Genomic DNA, 13008 nt, shown 5'->3' with positions numbered 1-13008 from the left:
TTGGAGTTCATGAAAATAACAACTTGAACCCACTACTCTTTTTCAAATGTAATTGTATTTTATCATATTTTAAACGTTTTGTTGTTATATTTTTAACTTATCAGATAATTATAGGTGAATATTTGGAACAATCTTTAGCCTATGATATTGCCCCGTAACTACTTGTATATAATAGAAGGTAAAACTAAGTTCATGACTTTTTATAATTTGTAAAATTAATCATTAAATTCTTATAGCTAATGTGTACCAAAAGGTGTACCTTTAGGAACAAAATAAGAAGAAGAATCAATATTGATTCTTCTTCTTAAAGTTTTTTATGTTAGGATATGGGATATATAGGTGAAATAAGGTTCAATTAACAATTAGAGCATTATTGTTAAATTTATGGATAAAAAAGGGTTACCCTAATGTTTGTTTCACTGACTTTTAGATCGTACCCTTTTACATTTAAAATGAAATTTTGAGCCCTATAATGCATTTTATTTCAAATTCCTATATTTAGTTGTAGTAAGTTGTTATCCTTCTACGTGAAATATTCTAATTTTGCATTGGGAAAAAACTTCTTCATATAGGCATACAGATAAGTTTTTAGATCCTCTTCTTCTTCTTTTTGGTAAATATATTTTCCAATTCCATATTTCCCCCATTTATATCTTCTTTTCTCTTCATCTAATTCTAATTTTGTCATGGGATAGTTTTTTTCAATCACTCTCTTAGCAGGTTTTGTAAAACGATGTTGAATAAATTCAAACGTGATATCATCCCGTGCATCAAGGGGTAATTCGGCATCAAGACGTTCAAACATATGATAGTATCCATCCTGCCAACCTTCATGAAGATAAATGGGAGCTACAATGAATCCGAGTGGATACCCTGCTCTTGCTACTTTTCCTGCTGCCTCAATCCGTTTAGATAGGGGAGAGGTACCTGGCTCAAAATTTTTAATAACATAATCAGCATTTACACTAAACCGAAATCTTGTTTTTCCGTTATGTTTTGCATCAAGTAAATGATCAACATGATGAAATTTCGTAACAAATCTTAATTTTCCATATTCGGACTTTCCGAAATGTTCAATTGCACGCTTAAGGGTATGAGTTAAATGATCAATCCCTACAATATCGGATGTACAGGAGGCTTCAAACCTTGTCATTTCAGGTGCACGTGTCTCTATATATTTGTCGGCAGCTTCTAGAATTTCGTCGACATTTACATAGGTACGGATATAAGGCTTACTTCCCATCGTTGTTTGTAGATAGCAATAATGACAATGCCCCATACAGCCTGTTGCGAAGGGAATAGCATACTCTGCTGAAGGCTTTGATGTATCAAACTTTAGTGTTTTTCTAATACCAACGACAAGAGTGGATTTTGCTACACGGTACTTTTGAAAATCGTTTTCTCCTGGAAGATCTCTCACTTGATTATGGGAAGTGGTATATCGAATCTCGACATCCATATTTGCAAATTTTTCTTGAAGCTCTCTTCCTAATGGATAATCTAATGCTTTGGGTTCAAAGTATACAAGCTTGGGTATAAATGGACTATTCATTCTAATATCCCCTCTGAAGCATCTCCATAATAGTAATTGTAGGCTTGGTTTGCCTCTTCTTCTGAAGAATAAACAGCCATCTCATTTGATAGTGGATAATAAGTTTCATAAAGAAATAAAGCTAATTCATTTGGATTCTCAGGGTTATTTACAACTGCTGCTGCTTGTATATTTGCAACATCCTCGGTGTGGGGATTTCGGTAAAAAACATAGACAATATCTCCAGCATTATAAATTTTACTTTCGTTAGAAAATTCCATTCCATCACCTTTTCTTTTTATAAAATCTACCGAGAAAAGTTATTCATTACTAAAATTTTGTCTTTATTGCGTAAATTTATGTTTTCTTTATTATGGAAAAGTTAAATGGACTAATAATATTTTTTAAAGATTAATTTGGCAGTACAAATAATTTTCTAACATTTTAATAAGACTTCGCATATTGATTCGAATTACTTGCTTTGCCATAGAAGATAGGGTACAAGGCATATTATTTTCTAACCACCAAGAGATAACACCAATATAAGCTACAGAAATATAACTTACTATTATTTCCTAAATCATCTCACATATTTTCTAGAAAGGATGACATACTATGTATGTGCTACTACATTAATAGCTCAATTTATTGTTCATTCAATTGGAAGATAATACATGTGTTTATCTTCCAAATTCTTTTCATAAGCTTTTTATTTTTTAAAACTTTAGTGTTTGGAGGTTATAAAAATGAATTTTCCATATTCTAAAAAAGAAGAGAATAGCAATTCTAAAAACTTAAAATCTAATACTTCACAAACCGGTCTTCAACCAGTGGAGCAAGCAATGAATGGATTGTACGGAATGCCAGAAACTGATATTGAAGACAAAGAACATCAAGAAAACGGAAGCTTGAAGAATACTTAGCATTTCAATATTAATTTTATTTTGAATACATATTTCTTTTCCAATAAAAAACCAAGGGAAATCAAAATTCCCTTGGTTTTTTCAATTGTATTATGTTATGAAGCTTTAGGATTTTGCTCACACAAATGATCTGCATATCAAAGATGAATTGATGTGCAGATCATTTGTGTGAGCAAGTCCCTTTAGCATTATGAAGGGACTTTTTTAAGTTTATACATACTTGAGGTTCCGTCACATCAACATCAAGCTAAGGTTTTGAAGTACCTCCTAAATGAAAATTTTCTTTCTCTACAGTTAGTTATTTTGAGAAGTTAGCTCATTTTATTGTTTTGGGGGTGTTTACTTTTCTTAAGTTGATTGGCATGGGCTGAATCCCTATCATAAGGGTTCTCTTTTTGATTCTAAAAATTTATACAATATTCAAATGTCATCCCTAAAAATGTTAATATCTGTTATATATAATAAAGGTATCCTAGTAGTCTTAAGACATAGTGATTCCTAGTTTTTCTGATAAGATAGTTTGTTTTGCCCTTCAGTTTACATTATCTTAAAAAGAACTTGTATTTTTTTTACAAGTTCTTTTTGTTTCACTACAAAAATGAAAGTAAACTTTGTAATAAATTTCTCAATATAGATATAGCTGCTATATATGGTTTTTATATCGAAAATTTTTAAAAAATATAATATTATAAGAATTAAGATAGTTTTCGCCTTTTTTTCTCCTTGTGCTAAAGATAAGATCGTGTTCCCCGATCTTATCTTTTTATTTGTAGATTTTTGATACAAAAAAAGGAATCCTTATAATAAGGATTCTGCAACAGGAAATAACAAAAATATAAATAATAAAAAGAATTACTTATATTATATAATATATAGCAATAATATAATATTGAGAAATATTTACATAAATCCAGTATGCATTATGTAGAAATTGTAGAAATGGTTTGTTTATAGACCAATTGTTGCTTGCCATGAACCATCATAAGGACAGAAAATCTATCTATTGCAATTGAATTCAGCTCAAGAAATTAACTGGCGGTCCCTCATACCCAGAATCGTTTCCCTACCACATCCATCAACTTAAGAATTTTATAACGCCCCCCCAAAACAAAAAATTGTACATTTTCACCTGGAGATGCCAATTTTCTCGTTTTGGGGTATTTGCTTTTCTTAGCTTGATAGCGATGTGGCGCTACCCCAAATTGTACTTTATAGAACAAGCGCTTTTTGTAACACACCATCTAATACATATTGTTTGTGTACAAGTGAAGAAACCATACCGCTTTGCATACCGCTATACGCTGGAAGAAACGTAATTATATCGCCTACTCGATATGTCTTACTATCTGTTATATCAACGATTAAATGATCGCTACTTCCACCAAGAATCTCGATATGTCCATCAAGTGGATATAGTCCACTAATATCAAGATCTTGTCGGCCAATCGCAACAATAGCTCGCAATCGTTCCCCTTTTTCTTCAAAACATGGAACTTGACCGAAAGCGTTTTTTCCAATCACACCTCTAGGCATCGAGGGCTTTCTTTTAACCTCAATAATCTCAGCTTCCACCAAAAATATATCTTGGTACATAAAGGGAATGTTCTTCCCATATGCTGTTTCTTTCCCGAGGAAAATAGCTTCGCCAATTCGAAGAGAATTGACACGCCCTATTTCTTTCCTTTGTAAGATAAGCGGTAAGGAACTGGAATTCCCCCCCGAAATAATGGAAAGTGGCTGCCCGATTTTTTCTTCCACTAGCTCAGTCAATTGTGTTAACTCTAGCAACGAAGATTCAGTTGGAATCACACCGCTAAAACAAGTAAAATTAGCTCCAATACCAACAAGCTCTATTCCCTGTATCCCAACTACTCTTTTGGAAACCTCCACCATTTGCTGAGGCAACATACCTTCGCGAAGATCTCCTAAATCTATCATTAAAATAACCCGATGTATTTTCCCATATTTCGTCGCAGCCCTTCCCAATGCCTCAATCACACAGAGTTCAGAGTTCAAACTTATGTCAGCAGTTAGAACCGTCTCCTCTACTTCTGATAAAGCTGGTGTTCTAATTAAAAGAAGTTCCACACTGTTTCCCATCATTTTACGGATTTTATGAAGATGCTGTAATCTTGAATCTGCAAATTTTGTAAATCCAGCTTCTTTCAAAATTTCGATTACTTCTGTTGCAGCACTTACTCCTTTTGTAACTGGAAAACATGAAACATTTGCATGCTCGCATAATCGTTTTATCATAATGGCATTATGCTTTAATTTTGAAAGGTTTATTTTCATGATGGGCCGCATTTTTACTCCTCCTACATACAAAGCGGATTAGCAAAGTTTGTATATAAATACGATTTCGCTTGATTATATATCCTCATGGAAAATAATGCCTTAGTCTCAATAAAAGGTGCAAATATTGCTGCTCGTTGCTCTTCTGTTACACCTACCATAAAATCTTCCACCAAAGCTGCAACAATTCTCCATAACTCTTTTTCCTGTATATCATCAACTGCTCGAGCCAATGTAAATAGCAAATCCCCAAAATGATTTTGCAATACAGAATGAATAAACTTGTTATATACTTCAGTCATATTCTCTGTAAATAATGCTACTTCTTTCATAACCGAGAGGTCTATCAACTCCGCCAATTTCTCTTTATAAATTCTTACTCCACCAAGATCACGAATGAGAATACGTTGTACTTCACCATTTTTTGTCACAATGATAGAATTTTGCATATGCCCTTCTAGGGCAATCCCATATCGTAAAACAAGTTCTAACAATGGCAACATCACTTTCTCAGTATAATGAGCGATATAATAGAATATCTCTTTTTTACCGATATCCTCTTTGTCAAAATATGTACGCATTATATCTAAAATGACAGGTTCATTTTCTTTTAATGGATTATTGGCTGTTAAACTTGCACCAACCCATAATAATTCTCCTTCTCTTCTATACTGATTGGGATCTTCCCGTAAAATAAATGCTAAATTACGTCCTAAATCCCTAGTATTCGGTTTAGAAAAATAAGCTCCTACTCGTTCCCTTACAACGACAATAGACTGCTCTAACTTTTGTTCCTTTGTATAGATGCCATCTAATACTGTTGATAATAGTGGGCCATTTATTGTAATTTCTGGTGACACGGTACGAACTGCACTTGTTGCTTGCGCTCTCACTGGAAGTTTCACGTGATATGGTAATTTTAATACATTCATTGTTCGAAATGATAATGTTGCACGTGAAGATAGTTGATATGGCACTGGAATAATCCATCCCGCTTCTAGCTCTGAACCATATTCTTCTTGTAATACATGTTCATACTGCCATGGGTGAATGAGAAATGGATAATAATCTTCCATTCTTTTTTCTTTATTTACAAGTAATGTGTGTACTGCTTCGTATAAATCTGGTGAATTTTCATATATAAGTGGTTTCTGCATATAATCTCCCGTTACTTCAGCTACTTCTTTATGAACGAGAAGAACATGTAACGGAACAACATGTTCAAATTCTGGTGCATACAACTTCACTTCTTCTCTTGATAAACCAAGTTTCGTTTTCGTAGATGGGTGAAGCGGATGTCCCTCAATAACAAGTGATTCCGTATAAGTAAGCTCATCAAATGGTATACATGTTTGTAAAACTTTTAAAAATTGATATAAGTTATTAGGATTTGTTTTTGTTACAAACAAAACGTTTGTCTCTAATTGTTGTTTCACCCATTCTTGTTTCCGATCCCATGCTTCGTATGCTAGTGCTAAATTGGTTACACTGTTTTCCAGTTCTTCTTGTAAAGACTGTGAAATATGAATACGAAAGAACGGAGCGACTTCTTCCCAAAACATTGACAATGAATCAATCCACCGTATATGTCCACGAACTTTAAAACGAATTGGGAATATAAACTCGTATCGTTCAAACGCTCCCTCTTGTTTTACTTCTAACAATAATTCCACATCGTTCATGCTATCTACAATCTCTATATCATGCTCATGTTTCAATATCGCACAGTTCTCTTGTAGCACTTTCTCCCGAATCAATGAATTGCAAAAACGATTTAAAATACTACGTTCTGCTTTTACTCTATTAACTTGTTTGCTTTGAATTGACAAATTCGTTCACCTTTCCTTTTTGCTGTTTCAGTTTTATAAATTGAAATAAAAACGGGACCATACATACAATTCCCATCAAAATAAATGTTTGAGCAATACCAACATATTCAATGGAATAACTAACTAAAATAGAACCAAGTGGAATCATCCCTCGATCCATCAGTACTACGCTAAGCATAAGTCCCCTCTCTTCTTCACGGACATGATGCTGAAAATAGACACGGTTACTTGATCGTAATAACTGACCAAATAGACCAATAGAAAATAAAAGAATAAAAAATACATATGTATTACTAACAATCAGTAATGCTAAAGAAACTGAAAATGCAAGTAAGCTAACATAATACAGACGTACTTCTGAAATATATGTCAATGCTTTTGGAAGAATCACAGTAGCTATAATCGCACCAATTGCAGCTGATGACATAGCGATTCCAAACACTTCTGCTTTTCCCGTAAATTGCTTTGAAACAAGCGCTGGTAAAACAGACGTATAGGAAAAACCAAAAGCCATTGTAATAAGTGACGTCACAAAGATATTTCTTCCCATTTTGTCATAAGAAAAATAAGCAGCAATTTGTTCCCAACTCGCTTTTTTCTTTTCTTTTCGTTTTTTCATTGGTTGATCTTTCATTGGTATCACAAGAATCCAAGCAATAAGTGAACAAACAGCCTGCATCATAAATGTTAATTCGATATGCCCTGCTGCAATAAGAAATCCTGCTAATGCCGGTCCGGTTGATCGACAAACATTCATGACAAATGAATGCATGGAAATCAGTTTGCTAATTTGATTATTTGTATCAATATCTGAAAGAAGTGTATTTCGGTTTGGTGTTTCTAATGCACTAATGACCCCACGAATAAATGAAAAAAGTAAAAAAATAAAATATGAAGGAGTAACTAAAGCAACATAAACCGCAAGTAAAGTTGTCAATACAAATCCCCATAAGGAATATGATTTCATTAATTTGACTCGTGGATACAAATCACAAAGCTTTCCTGCATACACACTAAATAATACGATTGGAATGAGTCGTACAAAGTTTAACCATCCTAAATATGTCGCGCTATGGTACAAATCATAGACATACCAATTAATAGCAGTCATTCCGAGCCAATTCCCCATAAACAAAAAAAATGAACTACCAAAAAACAGTTTTCGAATAAGAATCACCTCGAATTTTTTGTTGCATTTTTCAATTCACTCTTTATAATTGAAATTGATTATCAACATCATTGTAAGGACAATATAAAATATTCTCTCTTTTTTGTAAAGAGCTAAAATTGAGAAAGGTGGTTTCTATGCACTTACACAGCATTCATTCATTTGAGGTAGAAGAACAAACATTATTTTCTTTTTTACAGCAAAACCATCCACCGCTACATGAAATATATAAACAAAATTTATATAAAGGTCGGAACGGTATATTAGAACGACTACTATCTTCTGTCATCCGAGAAAATATAAGTAATCTAATGGATACTGTGGTGACATTTCAAAAGTCAGCTAAGACGTTTGTTTCTATTTCAGCGTACAGTTGTCCAGATTATTTACTGGATTATATACATACACACCAGCAGCACTTTGAAAAATCTTCCATAATACAAGCTTTATGTTTTAAGAAACAAGACTGCTACTTACTCGTACCAGTTCAACAAATGTATGCTTTCGAGCGTCCAATTGTAAACGGGCCGTACATGCTCATATCACCATCTGAACAAAAAGAAATTACACATCCAAATGAAGTGTTAGCTTTAATTTTCCATGAAGGTTGGGAAGGGTTATCTTCTTATTTTCATATGTTCGAAGAGGATTTAGCTAATAGTGCTGCTAATTTATCGCTTGCCTATACATTTCATGAACAGTCTACTGAGGCATCAACATTAGAAGCAGCTGCGCAAACAGATGATCATTATGCTTTTTTTGAACAGCTTGTTATTGAAGGACACCCTTGTCATCCTGGAGCAAAAATGCGAAAAGGTTTAAACCCTGAAGAAACAATTGCGTATTCAGCAGAGTTTAAAAATACGATTCCACTTCGATTTGTAGCCGTTCATAAAAAAGAAGTGAGTACTGCGTTTATGAAAGCACAAGATTGGAATCCTATCATCTTTTCTTTCGAGCCTGTACTGAAAGCCGAGGCAGAGATTAGGCTAGATGATAGAATAGATGATTATCTTCTATTACCTATCCATCCTTGGCAAACGATTCATACATTGCAAGAGTTATACAAAACAGAAATTGAACAGGAAAAAATCATTATTTTTGATTATGAGGTGCCTTATGTAGCTGGTATGTCATTTCGTACCATCTTCCCAGCACAGTATGATACAAGAAGACCTCATTATAAGTTAACAACGAATGTTCATTTGACAGGAGAAGTGCGAACCTTATCAGAACAAACGATTCATAACGGTCCACTGATGAGTAATATATTACAAAAAATTATGAAAGAAGATACAAGTATCGATGAAAGAAGATTTATTCCGATTATGGAACGTGCTGGCGCACATTTTCTCAGTGCAAATGACTTTAATATAGATATGCAAACTTTAAGAAGTGAAAATCTAGCATGTGTCATTCGTGATAATGTGTACTCCTATATTAATAAAGATGAATGGGCTATTGTCGGTTCTGCTCTTGTTGCATCTGCAAACGGAGCGAATCAACCACTTATTGTTGAACTTATCGAACTGTATAAAGCAAAGCATTGTCTACCATTACATGATGCAATCGTTTCATTTATTGAAAAATATGTAGCCAACGCTTTAACTGGATTTATTCCACTTATGGTGATGTACGGAATTGGCTTAGAGGGCCATTTGCAAAATACAGTACCTGTCTTTAAAAAAGATGGCACACCAGACCGAATTCTTGTTCGTGATTGGGAAGGCATTCGGGTTCACCGTGGTCGTTTACAACAGGCAGGGATTGACATTACAAACTTTCATCACAAATCACGCATTTTAGTTGATGATGAAAAAAGTGTACGAAACAAAGTATTTTACTCCGTTATGCAAAATCACTTTGGAGAGTTATTTATTCATGTAAGCCGTTTCTATAAAACAGATGAACAATTGCTTTGGAATATTGTAAAAAGAGTTACACAAAATATTTTCATAGATTTACAGAAAGACCCACACTATACACAAAATGCAGCAGCGGATTATGATGTCTTCTTTGCAGAAAAGGTAGACTATAAAGCTTTGACGCTCATGCGAATGATGGGAGAAGCTCATTCTTATTTTTATGTAAAAGTCGATAATCCATTGTATAAATAACAAAAAATGGTTCTGTTGCAAAGTTTCTTAACAGATAAAAATTCAGGTTGGGTGCGATTAAATATCATGCAATTGTAAGTAACTTTTGCAATTCATTGTACGTTGAAAAACCGCAGTTTGGTCGCAAACTGCGGTTTTGTTTATATATAGCATGAATGGTTAAATACAAAGCGACTGCAACCGATAGTTTTAGCAATTAATATTTCTTGTTTTTTATTTGGATAGATACAAAATTTATATGCTTTGTTTACTAACATGGGTTGCACCTCGCTTTTTTATAGGATATCTACAGTATACAAAAAAACGTAGGCTTAGGCCTACCGACATTCATCTCCCACCTAAAATTGGTGTTTCACACCTTCACATTTTTGAGGAAGGAGTCTTCTGTCGGAAAACGATAAAATGCTAAACATACATCCTCTACTAACCAGTTCAAGATACCGTTTATGTTGCTTCAAAATCTGCTCTTCATTTTCTGGACCTCCAAGATGCTGCATCATCACTGGGGTATTAATACGAACAAGTAAATCAAGGTCCTTATCTTCCCAAGGTTTAATTTGAATAATATGGTTGCTACGTTCTAAAATTTTATTCATCCCTTTACATTTTTCTTTATTTGTTCAACTAACCTGCACCGTTATACAATAAGTAAAACTGAAATACAATAGTACAGGGTTTTTATTCTCAAAATTTATCGTAGATTATATTCAAAAATCATCTTTTAGGGGTAACATCCATCACCATCAGGTTAAAGCTTTATAGTGCCCCCAGAACGAAATTTTGTGTTAACTTGTAATAAAAAAACTCATTTTTTCTTTTTGGGGTTAATCTGTTCTCTTAAGTTGATAGGCATGGGGTACCGCCACATCGCTATCAAGCTAAGAAAAACAAATACCCCCAAAGTGAAAATTTTATATCTCTATGGTTAATTAGATCTTAGTTATTTTATAAACCCTAAGTTTCTTCAGTTCAAGATAGAAGCTCTTCTCAAAAAAACAGAGTGCTTAAGATAAGCATCTTAAGCACTCTGTTTTTTAATTCAGCATGGAAATCATAATCTTTTCTAGTTCAGCTTTGTTTAAAATATTAACGGTTATTACTATTTGATACGCACCCTTTCCATCTTTTGCAGGAACAATCATCTTCATTCCTGTTACATTACTATCACTGGACTTACCAAAAGTCACTTGGTTCCCCCCCAGCCTCTCCATACCTTTTACAAACTCTAGTTCATACTCTTCAAACATATGAAAACCATTTTTATTCCAAGGATCTGCTTTCGCTCCTAGAACTTCTGATTGTTCGATGAAGATTTGACCAGCATCCCCATCTACATATTCAGTTCTAACTACAGGTTTTGGTTTTCCTATTGTAATGCTTGAGTCAACCTGTTCATTCACTGAATGGTATCCTTCTGGAATATAATCTGGTTTTTTTATCGGAAAATCAACTAATTTTTGCGCTTCTTCTATGGTAAATTTAAAATGTTTATAAATTTTCTTATAAAGAGAATTTGTTTCATTAACAAGCTCATCTACTCTTTTCTTATCCTCCGTACTCCAAAGGTTGTAGTAATCGTAACGTTTTTTATCCCCTTCTTGGTTCTGTTGCAAAGTTTTCTAAAGTAAGCTAAACTCTGTAAAAAACAAACAAGGAGCGTAACAAATGGGATATTTTAAAGGAAAACAGTTCGAGAAAGATATTATCTTGGTAGCCGTTGGCTACTATTGTCGTTTTTCTTTAAGCTATCGCGATGTATCTGAAATCCTGAAGGAACGTGGGGTTTCGGTTCATCCTACAACCATTATGCGCTGGGTTCATGAATATGGAAATCTTATCCATCAAATTTGGAAGAAGAAAAACAAAAACACATTGTTATCTTGGCGTTTGGATGAAACCTATATCAAAATTAAAGGAAAGTGGTGTTATTTATATCGAGCAATTGATAAAGAGGGACAAACACTTGATATTCAACTTCATCAAAAATGAGACACACAAGCAGCATATGCTTTTATGAAAAGACTCGTTCGAACTTTTGGAGAACCAACGGTTCTGACGACAGATAAGGCTCCTTCTTTAGCTTCCGCATTCAAAAAATTAAAGGAGATAGGTCTTTACAAAAATACCTTTCATCGTACAATAAAGTACCTCAATAATATCATCGAACAAGATCATCGACATGTGAAACGTCGATTTTCCCGTTCCTTAGGCTTTCAAAGTCTTCGCCATGCCTCACGTACTATTAAAGGTATAGAAACTGTTCATGCCATATACAAACAAAAGCGAAGTCTTCAACCAAACTTCGTTTTTTCGACGTATAACGTATTAGGGGTCACCATACATACCCATCAACTTAGGAACAGAAACAAAATGAAATTTCGTTCAAATAAAATAAAAAACTCTTAAAACACTTTTTCTCCGTAAAAATGAACATGGCAAATAAACCTAAATATGTATTATTTTTAAAGATTATGCAGTTTTCTTTTGTTTTCTAAATCCACTATATTCATAGATAACACCCATAATATCAAAGACTGTCTTCTTCTCATACCTATGAGATTTCCATCCGTTTTTCTGTAGTAGGTTGAACAGGCGAATTAGAATCTTTGATAGCTCTTGGGTGTTTTTCTGTATAGCTTGATACAGAAGATATAAATAATCTTGGATCATTCCTATTGCTTTATATTCGCTTAATTCTCTTTTCTTCTTTTGTAAAAGTAGTTGACGCATTTTAAACATAGTAGAGGAGCACAGAAAAATAGCGATGAGCTTTCCATATAGTTGGCACTCTAATCGTTCCTGTTTTACATTGCGATAATAATCTATTTTAAAGAGTGATTTCCACGTTTTAAAGAAAATCTGTCGGGTAAAGAACTGGCGCAGTATCGGTTATGACCCGTTTCCAGCTCCTCCCCATAAGAACTGCTCGTGAGGTTTTCCCTCAAGCAGCTCACCCCATAAACTTCATCAAAAGGGTTATGAGACCTATCAAATGGCAGACACTTTCATCGGTATCCCTCTGCACTTTTGAGGGAATGGACTTTCCAGTCCCAGTAGAGCCCCAGTACACCATAGAGATATTCATTACTCCATCTCTGCCATCCGATGCTACGCTTTCGTCGCCGTTTCCTTCTCGTCAGCAATG

10 protein-coding genes and 6 pseudogenes are annotated in these 13008 nt (G+C 34.0%); 3 read left to right on the top strand and 13 right to left on the bottom strand.

Annotated elements, in window-relative coordinates; all coding sequences use genetic code 11:
• Positions 1 to 523: 523 nt before the first annotated feature.
• From splB to C564_RS38555, 3 genes are all read right to left on the bottom strand, one after another.
• Positions 524 to 1552 carry a spore photoproduct lyase gene (splB, locus tag C564_RS0129270; protein WP_018767877.1) on the bottom strand — a complete coding sequence of 343 codons (1029 nt, stop codon included), beginning with the start codon at positions 1550 to 1552 and terminating at the stop codon, positions 524 to 526.
• Positions 1549 to 1812 (bottom strand): transcriptional regulator SplA domain-containing protein, encoded by a 264-nt coding sequence (locus C564_RS0129265; RefSeq protein ID WP_018767876.1) that lies wholly within the window; start codon positions 1810 to 1812, stop codon positions 1549 to 1551. The genes splB and C564_RS0129265 overlap by 4 nt, the downstream gene beginning before the upstream one ends.
• Positions 1813 to 1935: 123 nt before the next feature.
• On the bottom strand, positions 1936 to 2100 hold the full coding sequence (locus C564_RS38555; RefSeq protein WP_371410367.1) for a TetR-like C-terminal domain-containing protein: 165 nt from the start codon (positions 2098 to 2100) through the stop codon (positions 1936 to 1938).
• 177 nt (positions 2101 to 2277) lie between these two features.
• Here C564_RS38555 and C564_RS35790 point away from each other — a divergent pair, with 177 nt between their 5' ends.
• Positions 2278 to 2454 (top strand): DUF4021 family protein, encoded by a 177-nt coding sequence (locus C564_RS35790; RefSeq protein ID WP_003203304.1) that lies wholly within the window; start codon positions 2278 to 2280, stop codon positions 2452 to 2454.
• Positions 2455 to 3374: 920 nt separating this feature from the next.
• Here the strand turns inward: C564_RS35790 and C564_RS36480 are convergent.
• The 4 genes and pseudogenes from C564_RS36480 to C564_RS0129230 all read right to left on the bottom strand — a co-directional run.
• Positions 3375 to 3464: pseudogene (locus C564_RS36480) on the bottom strand (RNA chaperone Hfq); the annotation flags it as partial.
• A gap of 199 nt (positions 3465 to 3663) precedes the next feature.
• On the bottom strand, positions 3664 to 4761 hold the full coding sequence (locus tag C564_RS0129240) for an alanine/ornithine racemase family PLP-dependent enzyme (protein ID WP_018767874.1): 1098 nt from the start codon (positions 4759 to 4761) through the stop codon (positions 3664 to 3666).
• Positions 4762 to 4772: 11 nt separating this feature from the next.
• The gene (locus C564_RS0129235) at positions 4773 to 6578 is read right to left on the bottom strand and encodes an IucA/IucC family protein (protein ID WP_018767873.1); all 1806 of its coding nucleotides are present in this window, start codon (positions 6576 to 6578) and stop codon (positions 4773 to 4775) included.
• Positions 6553 to 7755, bottom strand: a complete 1203-nt coding sequence (locus C564_RS0129230) for an MFS transporter (RefSeq protein WP_239500244.1) — start codon at positions 7753 to 7755, stop codon at positions 6553 to 6555. The genes C564_RS0129235 and C564_RS0129230 overlap by 26 nt, the downstream gene beginning before the upstream one ends.
• Before the next feature lie 128 nt (positions 7756 to 7883).
• On the opposite strand from C564_RS0129230, the gene C564_RS0129225 reads away from it, so the two are divergent.
• On the top strand, positions 7884 to 9863 hold the full coding sequence (locus C564_RS0129225) for an IucA/IucC family protein (RefSeq protein ID WP_018767871.1): 1980 nt from the start codon (positions 7884 to 7886) through the stop codon (positions 9861 to 9863).
• Positions 9864 to 9927: 64 nt separating this feature from the next.
• On the opposite strand, the pseudogene C564_RS37890 reads toward C564_RS0129225, so the two are convergent.
• The 4 genes and pseudogenes from C564_RS37890 to C564_RS0129215 all read right to left on the bottom strand — a co-directional run.
• Positions 9928 to 10023, bottom strand: a pseudogene (locus C564_RS37890) (IS6 family transposase); the annotation flags it as partial.
• Positions 10019 to 10120, bottom strand: a pseudogene (locus C564_RS35775) (helix-turn-helix domain-containing protein); the annotation flags it as partial. The pseudogenes C564_RS35775 and C564_RS37890, both read right to left, overlap by 5 nt.
• 81 nt (positions 10121 to 10201) lie before the next feature.
• Complete coding sequence (locus C564_RS0129220) at positions 10202 to 10459, bottom strand: hypothetical protein (RefSeq protein WP_003203008.1); 258 nt, start codon at positions 10457 to 10459, stop codon at positions 10202 to 10204.
• 438 nt (positions 10460 to 10897) lie between these two features.
• Positions 10898 to 11476, bottom strand: a complete 579-nt coding sequence (locus C564_RS0129215) for a hypothetical protein (RefSeq protein WP_018767870.1) — start codon at positions 11474 to 11476, stop codon at positions 10898 to 10900.
• A 52-nt stretch (positions 11477 to 11528) separates the two neighbouring features.
• On the opposite strand from C564_RS0129215, the pseudogene C564_RS35770 reads away from it, so the two are divergent.
• Positions 11529 to 12269 (top strand): annotated as a pseudogene (locus tag C564_RS35770) (IS6 family transposase).
• 63 nt (positions 12270 to 12332) lie between these two features.
• Here the strand turns inward: C564_RS35770 and C564_RS0129205 are convergent.
• Both C564_RS0129205 and C564_RS36475 read right to left on the bottom strand, forming a co-directional pair.
• Positions 12333 to 12725: pseudogene (locus tag C564_RS0129205) on the bottom strand (IS4 family transposase); the annotation flags it as partial.
• Between the two features lie 143 nt (positions 12726 to 12868).
• Positions 12869 to 13008 (bottom strand): annotated as a pseudogene (locus C564_RS36475) (group II intron reverse transcriptase/maturase); the annotation flags it as partial.

It is taken from the genome of Bacillus sp. 105MF (assembly GCF_000374885.1).
GTDB classification, from domain to species: domain Bacteria; phylum Bacillota; class Bacilli; order Bacillales; family Bacillaceae_G; genus Bacillus_A; species Bacillus_A pseudomycoides.
The sequence above is the reverse complement of the archived record's forward strand: the minus strand, read 5'-3'. Positions and strand labels throughout refer to the sequence as shown.